Origin of the sequence: Paenibacillus jepli (genome assembly GCF_047238105.1) — a bacterium.
Lineage (GTDB): Bacteria > Bacillota > Bacilli > Paenibacillales > Paenibacillaceae > Paenibacillus_D.
This window is the reverse complement of sequence record NZ_JBDFMD010000001.1, coordinates 960,438-977,260: the sequence shown is the minus strand read 5'-3', so window position 1 is coordinate 977,260 and position 16,823 is coordinate 960,438. Positions and strand designations below refer to the sequence as shown.

General features: G+C 52.3%; 11 protein-coding genes. 10 read left to right on the top strand and 1 reads right to left on the bottom strand.

What is annotated here, in order from left to right; translation table 11 throughout:
* The first annotated feature begins 44 nt into the window (after positions 1-44).
* The 9 genes from ABC336_RS04525 to ABC336_RS04485 all read left to right on the top strand — a co-directional run bounded on the left by ABC336_RS04525 (position 45) and on the right by ABC336_RS04485 (position 13,199).
* Positions 45-827 carry a DeoR/GlpR family DNA-binding transcription regulator gene (locus ABC336_RS04525; RefSeq protein WP_413237539.1) on the top strand — a complete coding sequence of 261 codons (783 nt, stop codon included), beginning with the start codon at positions 45-47 and terminating at the stop codon, positions 825-827.
* Positions 828-912: 85 nt separating this feature from the next.
* Positions 913-2,664 carry a class I mannose-6-phosphate isomerase gene (locus ABC336_RS04520; RefSeq protein WP_413237538.1) on the top strand — a complete coding sequence of 584 codons (1,752 nt, stop codon included), beginning with the start codon at positions 913-915 and terminating at the stop codon, positions 2,662-2,664.
* Positions 2,665-2,676: 12 nt separating this feature from the next.
* Positions 2,677-3,612, top strand: coding sequence for an ROK family protein (locus ABC336_RS04515; RefSeq protein ID WP_413237537.1), 936 nt, complete (start codon positions 2,677-2,679; stop codon positions 3,610-3,612).
* A gap of 121 nt (positions 3,613-3,733) precedes the next feature.
* Positions 3,734-6,181: a glycoside hydrolase family 38 N-terminal domain-containing protein gene (locus tag ABC336_RS04510; protein WP_413237536.1), complete on the top strand. Its 2,448-nt coding sequence runs from the start codon at positions 3,734-3,736 to the stop codon at positions 6,179-6,181.
* Positions 6,182-6,262: 81 nt separating this feature from the next.
* Positions 6,263-7,819 (top strand): response regulator transcription factor, encoded by a 1,557-nt coding sequence (locus ABC336_RS04505; RefSeq protein WP_413237535.1) that lies wholly within the window; start codon positions 6,263-6,265, stop codon positions 7,817-7,819.
* Between the two features lie 97 nt (positions 7,820-7,916).
* On the top strand, positions 7,917-9,596 hold the full coding sequence (locus tag ABC336_RS04500) for an extracellular solute-binding protein (protein ID WP_413237534.1): 1,680 nt from the start codon (positions 7,917-7,919) through the stop codon (positions 9,594-9,596).
* A gap of 93 nt (positions 9,597-9,689) precedes the next feature.
* Complete coding sequence (locus tag ABC336_RS04495) at positions 9,690-10,580, top strand: ABC transporter permease (protein ID WP_413237533.1); 891 nt, start codon at positions 9,690-9,692, stop codon at positions 10,578-10,580.
* 15 nt (positions 10,581-10,595) lie between these two features.
* Complete coding sequence (locus ABC336_RS04490; RefSeq protein ID WP_413237532.1) at positions 10,596-11,477, top strand: carbohydrate ABC transporter permease; 882 nt, start codon at positions 10,596-10,598, stop codon at positions 11,475-11,477.
* A gap of 51 nt (positions 11,478-11,528) precedes the next feature.
* Complete coding sequence (locus ABC336_RS04485) at positions 11,529-13,199, top strand: sensor histidine kinase (RefSeq protein WP_413237531.1); 1,671 nt, start codon at positions 11,529-11,531, stop codon at positions 13,197-13,199.
* Positions 13,200-13,284: 85 nt separating this feature from the next.
* Here the strand turns inward: ABC336_RS04485 and ABC336_RS04480 are convergent, their stop codons facing one another.
* Complete coding sequence (locus ABC336_RS04480) at positions 13,285-14,712, bottom strand: family 43 glycosylhydrolase (protein WP_413237530.1); 1,428 nt, start codon at positions 14,710-14,712, stop codon at positions 13,285-13,287.
* Between the two features lie 318 nt (positions 14,713-15,030).
* Between ABC336_RS04480 and ABC336_RS04475 the strand changes: the two genes are divergently transcribed.
* The gene (locus tag ABC336_RS04475) at positions 15,031-16,782 is read left to right on the top strand and encodes an extracellular solute-binding protein (RefSeq protein WP_413237529.1); all 1,752 of its coding nucleotides are present in this window, start codon (positions 15,031-15,033) and stop codon (positions 16,780-16,782) included.
* Positions 16,783-16,823: the final 41 nt, after the last annotated feature.

The window sequence follows — 16,823 nt, the reverse complement described above, 5'->3', positions numbered from 1 at the left end:
GATGTTCATTTGTGATAGAATAAGAAAAAAGACGAGGTGCCGTTATGCTGCCATTGCAACGAAAACAAGCACTTATTACGTATCTGGCCGACAAAGGCGCGGCTTCATTAAAAGAACTCAGCGATCGTTTTGGTGTCACCGAAATGACGATTCGCCGCGACCTGAACGGGCTGGAGCATGAATATCCAATACGCCGCTCACATGGCGGAGCCGTCTATCTGGATGCCAGACAAGAGATGCTCCAGGACGAGCCGGAGATGGAAACAAAGCAAGCAGCCAACCATCAGGTCAAGGAAAGACTGGCTGCTTATGCGGCGAAGACCTTCGTACGCGAAGGGGACACCATTGTGCTGGAGAACGGGACGACAGTCTCACGCATAGCAGAGCGACTGGGACATCTGGATCGGGTGACACTGCTTACGAATGGAATGGATACCATGAACCGGTTTCGGCCCTATGCCACCGATAAACGGCTAATGATAAGCTGCGGGGGGATGTTCAGGGACATATCCGGCACATTTGTGGGTCCTGTGGCGGAGGAGTTCTTCACCCGCTATCATGCCGATACGTTGTTTTTGTCCGCTCTGGGCTATACATGGGAGACAGGATTTACCGATCCGAATCTGATGGATACGCAAGTCAAAAAAACCATGATTCGCTCGGCAAAGAAAATTGTCATGCTGCTCGACTCCTCGAAATTCGGCAAATGTTTCTTCTCGCCGGTCGCAGAGCTGAGCGACATACAGGTGCTTGTTACCGACGACGGCTTGTCTGAAGAGAATCGGGTACGTATAGAAGAAAGCGGCGTTGAGCTTCACATCGTTTAGCTTTTTTTTTGCTCAGGAATGTTAATTTAGGTTAGTTTGTGTTATATTATGATAAAAATAATCATCAAGGAGCTGCAGGTATCCTATGGCATCGCATTATAATAAAGCGCCTTTTATTGAGATTAAAGGACGAACGGATGAGGTCTGGCAAGGGTACAACGACATTGGCTTTGAATTGGCTTCCGCAATCGAGCGAGCAGGAAAACGAAAAACCGTAGTCGTCGTTGAATGCTACCCTGGCGTGCGGCAGGATGAAATTATCGCGGGCTGTCGGCAATCGATCACACCGCTAACGGTTGTGCATGCCGAGGAAGCGGCGATGGACCACGAGGTCGTAGATGCCAAAGTCGAACGTTATATGACCGACGATCGCGTCTTTGGCTATATGACACCGTTCGAAATTGACGAATTTTATGTCAAGGAACGAATTTCCATCTTAAAGCAGCGGATCGATGCCGTGCAAGAAGGTGTCGTGCTTGTCATCGGTTTTGGCGCCTCACTCATTGCCGAGGGAGACGTTCGTCTCTATGCCGACCTTGCCCGTTGGGAGATTCAGCAGCGTTTCCGTACCGGCGAACTTGCCAACTGGCGTTCGAGACGCCGGGAGAACGATGTTTTGCGGCTGTACAAGAGAGGGTTTTTCTTCGAGTGGCGCATGGCTGACCGACTGAAGAAAAAACGGCTTGGCGAGATGGATTATTATCTGGACACGAATGCCAAGGGATTACCTAAAATGCTCACCCGCAAAGCGCTTTTCGAGGGGATGAGACAGACGGCCAGTCGGCCGTTCCGTCTGGTTCCCTACTTCGACCCCGGCGTGTGGGGCGGCACATGGCTGGAAGATACAATCGACCTGCCCAAGCGCGAACACCCCTATGCGTGGGGGTTCGACGGCGTCCCGGAGGAAAACAGTGTCTACTTTCAATACGGATCCGTTCGTGTCGAGATGCCAGCGATTAATCTGGTGTTCTTCCAATCCATTGCTTTACTAGGGGAGAATGTCTATGCCCGGTTTGGTGCGGAGTTTCCGATCCGCTTTGATTTTCTGGATACGATTGGCGGCCAGCCTCTAAGCTTGCAGGTCCACCCTACGACGGACTATATCCGCGAGCACTTCGGTATGACCTATACGCAGGACGAGAGCTATTATATCCTGGATGCGGCTCCTGGAGCGGAGGTCTACTTGGGGCTGAAGGAAGATATTTCTCCGGAAGCCATGATGGCCGATCTCCGTCAGGCGCAAAAAGGGGGCTTCACGTTTCCGGCACAGAAGTATATCAACACCTATCCGGCGAAAAAGCATGACCATTTTTTGATTCCCGCCGGCACGGTTCACTGCTCTGCTGAAGGCTGCATGGTACTGGAAATCAGCGCAACACCCTATATTTTTACGTTCAAATTATGGGACTGGGATCGCCTGGGACTCGACGGGAAGCCCCGCCCGGTGCATCTGGATCATGGCGAACAGGTCATCCGCTGGGACCGGACGTCGCCATGGATCGAGGCCGAGTGTGTGAATCGCATAGAGGCGATCGGAGCAGGCGAAGGCTGGAAGGAAGAGCGGACGGGGCTGCATGAGCTGGAGTTTATCGAAACGAAGCGTCATTGGTTCTCAGAGCCTGTTCTGCACATGCAGAACGGCAGTGTCCATATGCTAAATCTGGTTGAAGGCGCAGAGGCGACCGTGGAGAGCCCGGACGGAGCATTCGAGCCGTTCGTCGTTCATTATGCCGAGACCTTCATCGTCCCTGGTTCCGTAACCGCCTATACCATCCGGCCCAGCGGCCCGAGCGAGGGCAAGACCATAGGTACGATCAAAGCTTATGTCCGATCGTAGGAGGAGCGACAGATGACCACATCCCTTATTGTTGCCTTCGATGTAGGCGGCACACAGATCAAAGCAGCCGCTCTGGCTGATGGGGCAATCTTGGAAACCACGGCCGGACATTATGAATCCCGTGCCGATCTGGCGGCCGGACCGATGATTGCCCGCTTCGCTGATATCTTCGCAGACGTTCTCGCCAAGGCAGGTCAGGACGCAGTGGCGGCGGGACTGGGAATCGCTTTCCCTGGGCCTTTCGATTATGCAACAGGTGTCAGCCGCATCCGCGGGCTTGGGAAGTTCGAGTCGCTGTACGGCTTATCTGTCGGACGACTGCTCGAAGAAGCGCTTCGCTCGGATGATCGGACGAGCGGCAGGCTCTCATCGCAGTTCAGCATCGCTTTCGAGAATGACGCAGCCTTGTTCGGGCTTGGCGAATCGCTTCCCGGGGGCGCGGCGGCGGGTGCCAATCGCGCCGTCTGCCTGACGATCGGCACTGGGCTGGGTTCTTGCTTTCTGGAGCGGGGGCGGTTGGTCAAGCGGCGAGGCGATGTGCCGCCCGAAGGCTGGCTGTACAGCGTTCCTTGGCAGGAGGGAACGGCAGATCACTATATCTCCCGACGCGGCATCCTGCGCTTGGCCGCCAGACTCGGCTTAGATACAAAGCAACTGGACGTGAGAGAGCTTGCCGCCCTGGCAGACGCGGGAGAGGCGGAAGTTCTGCGCCTGTTTGAACAATTCGGCACGCAGATGGCCGACATTCTAGCTCCGCCCTTGCGGCGCTTTCAGCCGGACCTCATCGTTCTCGGCGGACAGATCTCCAAGAGCGCCCATCTATTTGCACCGGCCTTTCGCCAAGCTTTGGCGCTTCCCGGACTGCATGCCGAAGTACGGGTCAGTCGCGACACGCTGTCGAGCACGCTGCTTGGTGTATATGGGCTTATGACATCACAAGCGACGTAACAAGACGGTTCAAAAAATATCGATACGAATCGCAAAAATGTAGCCTACCGCTCGTTTCGCACGGGCGCTATACTTGTCGCAAGCATAAGAGAATTCATTCTTTGATTAGGGGAGATAGGCCATGCAAACCGGGAGAAAGAAATGGAAGATCTATGTCGTTCATCACTCGCACACCGATATCGGGTATACCGAACGACAGGAAAAAATCGAGCAGTATCATGTCGAGTTCATCCGGCAAGCCGTAGCGATCTGTGAAGCCTCGCATACGGACGACCGTCCGGAGTGGAAGGGCTTCAAGTGGACCTGTGAGACATTCTGGGCGGTTGAAAAATTTCTTGAGGATGCGACAGAAGAGGAAAGGGAACGATTCGTGGCGGCCTTGCGCAGAGGCGATATCGAGCTGTCGGGCACCTACTTGAACATGACGGAGCTGATTCAGTACGAGTTGCTCACCGACATGCTTGCCAGAGCCGGCAAGTTCGCTGCGCTTCACGGACTGAATGTCCGCTCGGCGATGACCGCGGACATCAACGGTTACAGCTGGGGCTATGCGCAAGCGATGGCGGATGCCGGTATCGAACACTTGCTGAGCTGCATTCATACGCATCACGGGATGTTTGCCATCGGGCGCAAGCAGTTTCCGTTCTATTGGGAGACGCCAAGCGGCAAGCGTCTGCTTGTATGGAGCGGCGAACATTACATGATGGGCAACGATCTGGGCATTAACCCCGACGGCACGCTATCTTACACAGTCCGCGACGAGAATCGGGTCTGGGGGATTGCCGAAGATCATTGGGCCATCGCAGAGACGAGAATTTCACGCTATCTGGAGCAGCTCGACAAGGAAGGCTACCCGTACGATTTCATACTGGTCAATGTAATGGGGCTGCTGCGGGACAACGCCGCTCCTAACGGTCGGATCATGAGCTTCATTCATGAATGGAATGAAAAGCACGGGGAACAGGTAGAGATCGAGATGACGACGTTGAATCAATATTTCGATCTGGTCAAGCAGCAGGATGCAGACATTCCGATCTACAGAGGGGACTGGCCAGACTGGTGGTCCGATGGCGTAGCCTCGACAGCTATGCATACGCAAATCTTTCGCAATGCCCAGCGCACGCTGTCCGCCGTCAAGCGGCTTGATCCGGACAGCAGAAGTGTGAGGCCGGAGGAGCTGACAGAAGCTGAAAATCAATTGATGATGTATGCTGAGCATACCTGGGGGTACCATTCCTCGATCTCCGAGCCATGGCATCCCATGGTGCAGGAATTGGCAGTGCGCAAGGAAGCGTATGCGGCCAATGCGAGCCGTTTGGCGAACCGTTCGCTGGACAGGGTCATGCAGGACCGGGGTGATGCGCTGCTGCGGGCGAATCGGGCGTTCACGTACAAGGTGATCAACTCATTTGATCACCCTGTACAAGATCTGGCCTTCTTCTATCTCGAGGAACAGTGGGAGGCAGATTACTTCCGGGATGGCATGGAAGTCGTAGACGAGCAGACGGGTGAGGTGGTGCCGCATCAGCAGGAGAAGGTGAGCCGAGGATATCAGATTGCCATCAACGCCAAGCTGGATGCGAAGGAAGAGAAGCGGTATGTGATCCGCAGCGTCTCCAAGCCTGCTGCAGGGCGCACCACCAGCAGCACCCGACTCATCGGCGCCGACCGTATCCATGATATATCAGATCTGATTCCTCTTGCTAATGAAACAGACCGGGTCGCTATCACGGAGAACAGCATTGAATCCGCTGATGTCCATATCGTATGGCGACAGGGAGCGGGCATTGTCTCCTGGGTGGACAAGGGGACAGGCACGGAACTGATCGATGCCAGCCAAGCCTGCGGTGCCTTTACACCGGTTTACGAAGTCACGCATGGCGAACAGAGCGATCAAATGACCGTCAGGAGAATCATGGGAAGAAACCGCAAGGGAATGAATGTCCAGCGTTCGATCGGTCGGCTATGCGGTGTCAAAGAAATAGCGAACGGCGCTCTCTATGCAGTTGTAGAGCTTACGTACGAAGTAGAGGGGATGAGTCATTACTCGCTTTTCCTCAAGGTTTACAGGGGGCAGCCGAGAGTCGACGTCTCTGTTCGCATGCATAAGATGAGTATCTGGGAACCTGAAAATGTGTATGTGTCTTTGCCTTTTCTTCGAAAGGATAACGGCGAGCTGTGGTTTGATAAGGCAGGAGCGGCGATTCGTCCGGGGATCGACCAGATTCCTGGAACGCTAACCGATTTTTATTGTATTCAGGAAGGGCTGGCTCTGGTAGGAGAAGCCGGCGGATTGGCGCTGGCCACGCCGGATACGCCGCTGATGCAGACAGGACCATTGGCATTCGGCGAACGCAAGGTTCAAGGACTGGCAGCGCAAGGGTCTCCCGAATCCCTGTATGCCTGGGTGTTGACGAACTATTGGGAAACGAATTTTAAAGCGACCTTGGGCGGATTCTATGAATTCCGCTACACGCTTCAATGGGGCGAGCAGCTTCATACGGCAGAACAAGCCTTGCGTGCCAACCATAGCGTGAATGCAGGTACGATTGCTTTGAGAAGCCTATAGCATCAGCAGACACAAAAAGGGCGGCACCTTTTAAGCGGAGCGGCCCTTTTTGTGATTTTGTGTTCAGAGGGGAGTCCGGTTATGCACCGTGTACTGATTGTCGACGATGAAAGGATCGAACGGGAGGGCATTCGTAATCTCATCCGCAGTCTGAAGCTGGAGCTGGAGCCCTTGCTGGCGGAGAACGGCGAGGCGGCTCTAGACATGATCCGCAGCCAGCCCATAGATATTGTCATTACGGATATCAAGATGCCATTTATGGACGGATTGGAGCTCGCAGAACACATCCGCTCCGAGCAGCCGGACATCGAACTGATCATTTATAGCGCATTTAACGAATTCGAATATGCCCGCAGAGCGATACGCACGCAAGTCTCCAATTATTTGCTGAAGCCGATTCAGGTACCTGAATTTCTCGCGGCGATCAACCGGGCGCTTGACGCTTGCCTGGAGAAGGAAGCCGAGCGGGCCCGTAATATTATGCTGCTTGAAGGGTATCGACGGGGGATGATCTATGAGCGAGAGAAGATGCTGCTGGACGCCATCAACGGGACCAGGCCCGCCAGCCCTCCCGCTTGGCGGCTGCTGGGTGGATCCTGCGAATCAGAATATATTCATCTCCTGATGGTGGAGTGCGTCAATGCGTTTTTTGATATGTATAATGATGATTTTTACACGATGGTAAGTGAACGCATTCATCTCCCCTTCGATTACTTGAACGTAAATGAAAATCAGAGCCTTCTGTTTGTGGCTCAAGCTGAGCCGTTGTCACGGGACGCGATCCAAGCGATGGCGGAGGTGGTCGCCTCCAGTACAACTGAGCGTTATGGCCAGGAAGTGAGCGTGATTGTAGGTGCAGTCGCAGCGGGATGGGATGGGATCCGGGAAGCCTATCTCGGCATCGAACGGCTGCTGGAGTACAAGTTTTTTATGGAGGATTCCACCATCTTGTTCACTGAGGAGCATTTTACAGAATCATCCTTTGATAAGGTAGAGCTGAAAAGCCTCATGGACAAGATCTACCAATGTCTCGACTACGCTGATATGGAGGGGGCCAAATACGGGGTTGAACTGCTCTTTACGTTTTTGAAAACCAGGGGTCAGCTTTCTTCGCTGTATACCAAATTCCTCTGTTCGGAAATCATGCATAAAGCGCTGGCCGGGGAAGTCCGGAACAATCTGGGCGTTATCAATCAGTATCTGGACAAAATCTCTCGTTCTTCTTCGCTCTATGAGCTTAAAGAGCTGATGCACGAAATTTTCACTGTTATGGATTCAAGTGCAGGCGAGAGCCAGCAGACCGAGTCGGTCAACAGGAGCATTGAGCAGATCAAACAGCACATAAATAACTACTATTATCAGGATTTGTCTCTGGAAAGTATTGCCGAGCAAGTCTATTTGACGCCAAGCTATCTCAGCTACCTCTTCAAGAAGGAGACCGGTCAAAGTTTGATTCGTTACCTCACCACCGTCCGCATGGACAAAGCCGTTGCGCTGCTTCAGGACACAAACATGAAGATCGTCGATATTTGCAAGAAAACCGGCTATCGCAGTTCAAATTATTTCATCCAGTCCTTCCGGCAGCATCACGGGATCACGCCAGCCAAATATCGCGAATCACACTCCGTAAAAAAGTGATTTAAATCGTAAATATGTGAGATGGAAGGCGCTTTCACAGGGAGGTATGATGGAAACGTAGACAAAACCACGCAACTCAAATCAGGGAGGTTGGGGCATGAACAGAAATAAATGGCTCATCTTGCTTTGTACGACAGCACTACTAGGCATGACGGCATGCAGCAATGGCAATAAGGGCTCATCAACGAATGCTACACAGGGGACGGAACCGCCACCGCAGTCCGCAGAGTCAGGCGAAGCAACGACTAGCGATGGACCGTTTGAAAAGTACGAGGACACTGTCACCATTACGCTGGCCCGGCAAGGGGTTTCCGGCAACAATTTGCCGGCCGGGGACAAGTTGGAGGACAATCTTTATTTGAAGTACGTCGAGGATCGTCTGAACGTGGACATCAAGTACGAGTTCTCGGTAGAGGATCAGGAAGCCTACAATCAGCGCGTCACCTTGGCGATTGCAAGCGATAATATTCCCGACGTCATGATTGTGGATGAGCAACAATTTCACCGAATGGCCAAGGCGGATATGCTGGCGGATCTGACCGATGTATACGAGGCGTACGCTTCGCCCTTGATCAGAGAATATTATGACTCCTATACCGGAGACCGCGTACTCAATACCGGACGTATCGACGATCGGCTGTATGCACTCCCGAACACTAACATTGACGGCAGCTACCAGCTGCTGTGGATTCGTGAGGATTGGCTGAACAACCTGAGTCTGGAGCTGCCTAAGACCGTGGATGATGTGAAAAATGTCATTCAGGCCTTCGTGGAGCGTGATCCTGATGGCAACGGTGCGAACGATACGGTCGGTCTTCTCGGAGATACAACGGTTGTCGGCGACGGCGGGTTCTTTACCTTCGACCCCATCTTCAATGCGTATCATTCTTACCCCGGCAGCTGGTTCCAGGATGGCGACGGGAATATCTTCTATGGCTCTACCGCGCCAGAGACCAAGGAAGCGCTTGGCGTATTGAGAGACATGTATGCAGCAGGTCTGATCGATAAAGAGTTTCTGACGCGGAAATGGGAAGACAATGCCGGTCTGGTCTCAAGCGGTCGCGCGGGAATCCTGTTTGCACCATGGTTCGGCGGGTGGGCGATGTCCGATGCGGTCAAGGCGAACCCCGACGCGGACTGGGTGCCCCTCGCAGTGCCCCTCGATGGCGCAGGCAAGCGAAATATCGTCCCTTCAGCTCCATCGGGTACCTTCCTTGTCGTCAACAAAAAAGCAAGCAACCCGGAAGCCGTCATCAAGATTCTCAATGTGCAATATGAAGGCATCCGTATGATTGATCCGGCGGTTAAGGAGCTTTACAGCGGCCTGGGCGTCGGCTGGTTGAACTATCCGCTGAACCTTCAACTGGACTATCAGGATTCCCTGGCAAGAGACGTGCCGATCTATGACAAGGTATTACAGGATAAGGATACATCCGGCTTGCCGGAACGCATCCTGCCGCGCGTCGAAGCGATTCTGAAAAACCAGGAAAACCCCAAGCAGGATATGGCAGCTTACGCAGATTCGTTGGCGTTCTACACGGCTGCAGCGGTTACGGGAGCAGATGAATTAAACCGCATCGAGCCGGTCTTCTACGGCAACACGGAAACGATGCTCCGTCGAGGCTCCAACCTGGAGAAGCTGGAGAATGAGACGTTCCTGAAAATCATTACGGGCACAGCCCCGCTGGACGAATTTGACTCCTTTGTATCCACGTGGAAATCAATCGGTGGAGATGCAGTCACCAAGGAAATCGCCGAGATCGTCAATAATCAGTAAAGCAGTCGACGCATAACACTGCTAAGCAGGGGCAGCCCAAGGGCAGCCCCTGCTTAAAATATAATGAAATTTTCTCACATAGGTGGCGAGGCAATGAAGAATCGTATGTTTATCCGTAACTACCATATCATGCTCCTGCCCGGTCTGGCACTTTTGTTCGTCTTCAGCGTGATCCCGATGTTCGGCATCGTAATTGCTTTTCAGGATTTTCAGCCGACGAGGGGCATTTTTCGTTCGGATTGGGTGGGCTGGGAGAACTTTGAGTATATGTTTGCACTGCCGGACAGCCGGATTGTGTTTGTAAACACGGTCATTATCGCATCATTTAAGATTGTATTCGGCATGGCTGTCCCGTTTATCTTTGCCTTACTTCTGCACGAGGTCATTAGCAGAAAGTTCAAACGGGTCGTACAAACCATCGTTTATTTGCCTCATTTCATGTCTTGGGTTATTCTCTCCGGCATTCTGATCAATCTTCTCAGTCTGGAAGGTGTCGTTAACCAGATGGTCCGTTTGTTCGGTGGGGAGCCCATCATGTTTCTACAGAGTAATACCTGGTTTCGGGTCATTCTCGTATCCAGCGACGTGTGGAAGGAGTTTGGGTTTAACACCATCATCTACATTGCAGCGTTAACATCCATCAATACCAACTTGTACGAAGCGGCCGCCATAGACGGCGCCAACCGCTTTCATCGCCTGCTTTACATTACGATTCCCGGTTTATTGCCGACGGTTATTTTGCTCGCGACCCTGAGCCTGGGCAACGTATTGAATGCGGGTTTTGAACAAATTCTCAATCTCTATAATCCGATTGTGTATCAGACCGGAGATATTATTGATACGTACGTCTATCGCGCAGGCTTGCAGGAGATCCAATACGGCTTGGCGACGGCTGTCGGCTTGCTCAAATCCGTTGTCAGTTTCCTCTTGATTGCCATATCCTATCTGCTTGCCGCCCGCTTTGCCAATTACCGCATCTTTTGACGGGAGTGACGCTTTATGATCCGTGGAACGAACCGATTCGTCGATTGGACCATCTACCTAATATTAAGTGTTGTTGCGTTTCTATCCATAGCTCCTATTCTCAATACGCTGGCCATTTCATTCAGCGGGAAAATACCGGCTATGGCCGGTCAAGTCTATTTCTGGCCCGTCGAATTTAATCTGGCCGCCTACGAATCCATTCTCAACGATCGCAATTTCTTCATTTCCTTTGGCGTATCGGTGCAAAGGGTTCTGTTGGGCGGGGCCATAAACTTCATCATCACGATTCTGATGGCGTATCCGCTGTCCAGATCCGCTAAACAGTTCCCCGGGAGAAATGGCTATATGTGGTTTGTCATCTTCTGCATGCTGTTCAATGGCGGATTGATCCCTTGGTATATGACGATCTACTCCCTGGGATTGCTGAACTCCATCTGGGCGCTTGTACTGCCGACAGCAGTACCGATCTTCAACGTCATTCTCCTTATGAATTTCTTCCGGGGCATCCCCAAAGAACTCGAGGAAGCGGCCAATATGGATGGAGCGGGCCCATGGAGAACGCTATTTGGCATCTTCGTCCCCATTTCATTGCCGGCCTTGGCTACCGTCACCCTGTTTTCGATTGTTGGGCACTGGAACGCCTTCTTCGATGGAATGATACTGATGAATTACAAGGAGAAGTGGCCCTTGCAGACCTATATTCAACAGCTTATCATCAGCGTCAACTCCATTATGAATACCACGGATCCGGATGAAATCCGAAGACTGACCAACATGTCGAGCCAGTTGCTCAACTCTGCCAAGGTCATGGTCTCAATGGTGCCCATTCTATTAATCTATCCGTTTCTGCAAAAATACTTTGTCAGTGGCATCGTTCTTGGGGCCGTTAAAGAATAGAGATACGACAGGAAAGGCGGAAATTCCGTGCTTGCGAGCTGGATCCATTCAATGAAGCTCAGACACAAGCTATTCATCTCCTATCTGGCGGTCATTTTGATTCCGCTCACGATTCTCGGTGTCTATTCGTATCAGCAATCCAAGATGGTCCAGCTGGAACAGGCCCACATCGTCTTGCAGGAAAACTTGCGGAAAATTGAGGAAAATTTCAGCTACAAGCTGCAGCGTTTCAACTCCGCTATTGAACTAATCAGCTATAATCCAAACTTTTTTACGATTTTCAATGAGGAATACGAAAGCTATTACGTCATGTATATCGATTTGAAGGAAATTGTTGATCCACTGATCAACACCGCCACATCTCTAAACAGCGACATCGAGCGTATCGTGATTTATACCGAGAACAATCTGACCCAGCGCCTGAACTCCATTCTGCCGATCGCATCAGTCGAGCAGGAGGACTGGTATGAAGAAGCCATGCAGTCGCTGGAGACGCACTGGCATGTCAAGGAGGGCAAGGTCTTCGGCGTTAGGCGCATCTTCGGCAATGTCAACTATGAGAAGAAGAACCTCGTCTACGTAGAATTGGTCCCGGGCTTCCTCTCCAGCTCCTTGGACCTCTCCGATCTGCAGCAGGCCTCCGTCGTTATAACCGATCCGAAAGGCAACATGGTCTATGCAACGGAGCCGGAGACCGCGAATCAAATAGATGCCGCACGAGTGACGGAGCGACGTCTGCAGGGCGAGGCGGGAGAGCTTCCAGGGCACCTATGGCTGAATCGCGAGATGAGGGAATCGAAGTGGTCGTTGTCCTTGATTGCTCCCGTCGATGCGTTGACCATTAGTCCCTGGAAGATCATCCGCGCGACTTTGATTATCGAGGGGATCAGCGTTGTTGTGCTGCTATTTATCATTTGGCTATTCTCCCGTATATTTGTAAGGCGGATTCAGCGGCTTAATCACAAGATGCAATTGGTCGAAGAAGGCACGTTAACGATCAATTTGAAGGTCCATGCCAGCGACGAGATCGGGGAACTAGAATCACGTTTCGGCAAAATGCTGGCCAGTATCAATCTGTTGATTGAGGAAGGGTACAAAAGCAAAATTACCCAGCGGGAAGCTGAGTTGCGTGCGCTCCAAGCGCAAATTAACCCCCATTTCTTATACAACTCGCTTTCTGTTATCAATTGGAAAGCGATTGATGCGGGATCGGAGGAAATCAGCCGGGTCGCGGGGATATTGTCCACTTTCTATCGCACAACCCTTAACCAGGGAAAAGAACTGATTTCCATCAGAGACGAGATCCTGAACACGCGGTCTTATATTGAAATGCAATTAATTATGCATGATCATAATTTCGAGGTGATTTATGAGATCGATGAGGAAATTCTCGAGCAGCGCATGATCAAGCTCATCCTGCAGCCGCTCGTGGAGAATGCCATTGAGCACGGCATTGACCAGAAGCGTTCCGGAAGCGGGGTGTTGAGGATTAGCGGAACCATCGGAGATGCGGGCGGTACCCTTGTCTTCACTGTCGAAGATAACGGCCCGGGGATGAACCCCGGTATTGCTGAAGAGGTGCTGGTCAAGCAGTCCAGAGGCTATGGTCTATACAATGTTCAAGAGCGGATTCGTTTTCAATACGGCAACGGGTACGGGGTGGCCATTGCGAGCGAGCCTGAGTGTTGGACGAGAGTCACCGTGACGATCCCCAAAGCGTAGGATGATTCATCAAAGTATAAAGCCATCACATCCGTGATGGCTTTTATATGATGGGGGGCAGAGTCATCATTGTCCCCCAAGCGGACTATGATTCGAGCGTGAACGAAGCGAGACTAGCGCTGCCCATGCCGACATATTGGAAATACAGCGCATGTACGCCATCGGGGATGGTAATGGATGCTTCGTAGCTTGTCCATACATTGGTGAATTTGACAGGGATCGAGCCTAAAGCCGGACCGTCCCAAGCGGTCTTGACCTCGAAGCTTCCGTTGGCATAACCACGGGCCTTGATTTTGATCCGTTTCACACCGGTGCACTGGAAATATTTGAAGCCTGCAATAGCAGAATGCTGCATATTGGCGATATAGCCGATCTCTTCATCTCCATCTTTGCCATCCTGCGTAATCTTCGGGAACCGCCCATCCATCCAGGCTCCATGCGTTCCTGTGTAGGCTTCGTCGACATCGGTGAACAGGTGGCATGCCAGATAGGCCGGATATTCGCCTTCCCCGACGAGCGGGCCGCCGTTGGGGCCGCTGGTAGTAATCTCCACTTGCGGGATCGAACCATCCTCTTGGATCTCAATCGGTTCGATGCAGCCTTGGCGGCTGAAGCTCGTCCCGTTCGTATGCCGGTGATAGAAGATGTACCATTGGCCGCAGAGCTCGACCATGCCGCCATGGTTGTTGCCTCCATAGTACGCCGGCTTCTCCGCCGGCTTGTAGGTACTGATGTGGGTGTCGTTATTGCTGACGATGACGCCGCGGTACGTGTAATCCCTGGTTGGGTGCTTGCTGGTGGCATAACATAACTCATGCATGGCAACGGAGGAGTACACGAAGTAGTACGTATCGCCATGCTTGCGGATGGAAGGCGCTTCAAAAAATTCATAGCATTCAAAGCCGCTTCCCGCGCTGTATGGCTCGCTGGGAACGATGAACACCGGCTCCTCTACAATGGACAACATATCCGCACCTAACACGGTCGCCATCGCGCCATTGCGCGAGCGGTCTCCCTTGGCACAGAAACCGGTGTACAGGTACGTCACGTCGCCCTCGGTCAGCACGCCGGGATCAAACTGCGGCTGGTCGCCTTCCCGCTCGCCCAGCCTCGTTCCGTCCGCGTAGCGGACGTATCCGTAGAATTCGTACTTGCCTGCAGGCGAATCGCAGACTGCCACTGAAACGACAGGCACTTTATCCAATACATAGTACAAATAGTAGCGTCCGTCCGGGCCGCAGGTGACGTCCGGTGCATACAGGCACATGCGGCCGTCCGGGTTGAGCGGATCGTCGGTTTTCTCATAGATTACGCCTTCATAACGCCAGTTGCCCAGATCGTCCTGCGGCGCAGAGTAGCATACATAATCGTTGAGACAAAAGACATGCCCGTTGAACCGGTCATGCGAGCCATACACATAGACACGGTCTCCGAAAAGATGGGGTTCTCCGTCAGGGACATATTCCCACGACGGCATGTAAGGGTTCACAGCTTGTTTTTTGGACATCTCCATTCACTGTTCCTTTCATTCATTGAGTAATAGTAGCAGACCAATAGCGTACCAATAAGTTCAGTCCTATTATAGCACAGAAGCCCATGCCATGGCCTGGACTTCTTAATAAGGGTTAGCTAATTTAATAGGTCGGCAAACGTTGTAGAAAAAAAGCTCATTTTGTCTTAAAATGAAGCGCTTACAAAAAAGTATCATTGAGTTAAAGAAGTAAAAAGATGACCATTGTTCGGCGAGTGAAGATTTTCTTATAATGAAAGCGCAGACACTCGCATGCGCTGCTTTGTCTCGTATCTGATAGATGGGGGAGTTGAAGTTGGAATGGCAAGCAAAAGGAAAGCTGTAAAAGTGTTGGCGCTGCTGATGGCGACGGTACTGGTGCTCATCGCCTGCAGCAACAATAGTGGAACGAATAGTAGCGGCAGCTCGAACGAGCCGCCCAAGCAAGAGACGCCCGCAGGGAATGCAAATACGAATAACGATAATTCCTCGTCAGAAACCGATGCATCAGATGGACCGCTCGGTAAATACGATCCGCCGATTGAAGTATCGACGGTGCGCAACTTGAGCGACGTCGTCGAGAACAACGTATTGGGCGTGCTGGATGGCGAAACGTTTGAAGATAACCGCTGGACCCGGGTCTATGAAGAGCAATTGGGCATCAAAATCCGGAATGAGTGGGTCGTCAAAGGCAATCCGGAATCCGACCAGTATGTTCAGAAAATGAATGTCACGCTTGCTTCCGGCAATCTGCCGGACTTCCTCGCCGTGAACGCGGTTCAGCTAAAGCAGCTGGCAGAATCGGATCTGATCGAAGATATGACGGACTTGTATGAGAAGTATGCCAGTCCGCTGACCAAGGATATCTTGTCGCAAGAAGGCAGTGGTCCCTTCGACGCTGCAACGTTTGACGGCAGGTTGATGGCGGTGCCTCAAGTCGAGCCTTCGATTGAACGGTCGATGTTCATCTGGATTCGTACGGACTGGCTTGACAAACTGGGCCTGCAGCCGCCGAAGACGATGGACGATGTATTGGCCATCTCCAAGGCATTTACAGAGAATGACCCCGATGGCAATAACAAGGCGGATACCTTTGGACTGGGCGTCACCAAAGACTTGTGGGGCGGAGCCAATGGGCTGCAGGGCTTTATGGCAGGCTACAAGGCTTATCCGAACATCTGGATCGAGGATGCATCCGGCAAGCTCGTGTACGGCAGCGTCCAGCCGGAGGTCAAGCAGGGCTTGCAGGCTCTGCAAGATATGTTCAAAAGCGGACAGATCGATAAGGAGTTCGGGATCAAGGATGGCGGCAAAGTAGCGGAAGATATCACAGCCGGCAAAATCGGCATGGGCTATGGCGAGCAATGGAACTCCATCTGGCCGCTCCAATTGAATAAAAATAACGATCCTAACGCACAGTGGCAAGCGTTCCCGATCGTCTCGGATTCAGGCGATAAGGCCATGGTACCGCAAAGGTTCAGTACGACGAAATTTTTCGTGGTCCGCAAAAGCGCCGAGCATCCGGAAGCGGTTATCAAGCTGTTCAATCTGCATCTGGAGAAAAACTGGGGCGAGACCGCCGAATTTGATTTTTACTACGCGCCGAAAGAAGCGGAGAGCGTATGGCAGCTGTCGCCGGTCCAACCGGCTCCGCCTAAGAAAAATGTAACGGCGTTCCGTGAAATCGATGCCGCACGTCAAGCGAACGACTTCTCGACACTGGTAGGGGAAGCCAAAACGATCCAGGAAAAGCTGGACCTGTATGAATCCGGTTCCGAGGAAGGCTTTGCCGTATGGGGCTGGGAGCGGATCTATGGTCCGGACGGCTCCATGGGCATTACCGACCTGTATGACAAGAACGATCAGTTCCTGATCGACAAGTTCGTTGCCGCGCCAACACCGACCATGGTTGAACGGAAATCGACCCTTGAGAAGCTGCAAAATGAGACCTTCGTTAAAATCATCCTTGGCGATCCAATCGATTCCTTCGACAAGTTTGTCGAGGATTGGAAGAAGCTGGGGGGAGATCAGATGACGCAGGAAGTCAATGAGTGGTACGAGACAACGAAATGATAGCAGCGGCAGGGGAGAGGAGGCCTAGGGCATCTGCCTCC

Bases quoted from the DNA above. Each gene is read 5' to 3' on its own strand.
- ABC336_RS04525 (WP_413237539.1), top strand. From the start codon at position 45: ATGCTGCCATTGCAACGAAAACAAGCACTTATTACGTATCTGGCCGAC.
- ABC336_RS04520 (WP_413237538.1), top strand. From the start codon at position 913: ATGGCATCGCATTATAATAAAGCGCCTTTTATTGAGATTAAAGGACGA.
- ABC336_RS04515 (WP_413237537.1), top strand. From the start codon at position 2,677: ATGACCACATCCCTTATTGTTGCCTTCGATGTAGGCGGCACACAGATC.
- ABC336_RS04510 (WP_413237536.1), top strand. From the start codon at position 3,734: ATGCAAACCGGGAGAAAGAAATGGAAGATCTATGTCGTTCATCACTCG.
- ABC336_RS04505 (WP_413237535.1), top strand. From the start codon at position 6,263: ATGCACCGTGTACTGATTGTCGACGATGAAAGGATCGAACGGGAGGGC.
- ABC336_RS04500 (WP_413237534.1), top strand. From the start codon at position 7,917: ATGAACAGAAATAAATGGCTCATCTTGCTTTGTACGACAGCACTACTA.
- ABC336_RS04495 (WP_413237533.1), top strand. From the start codon at position 9,690: ATGAAGAATCGTATGTTTATCCGTAACTACCATATCATGCTCCTGCCC.
- ABC336_RS04490 (WP_413237532.1), top strand. From the start codon at position 10,596: ATGATCCGTGGAACGAACCGATTCGTCGATTGGACCATCTACCTAATA.
- ABC336_RS04485 (WP_413237531.1), top strand. From the start codon at position 11,529: ATGAAGCTCAGACACAAGCTATTCATCTCCTATCTGGCGGTCATTTTG.
- ABC336_RS04480 (WP_413237530.1), bottom strand. From the start codon at position 14,712: ATGGAGATGTCCAAAAAACAAGCTGTGAACCCTTACATGCCGTCGTGG.
- ABC336_RS04475 (WP_413237529.1), top strand. From the start codon at position 15,031: ATGGCAAGCAAAAGGAAAGCTGTAAAAGTGTTGGCGCTGCTGATGGCG.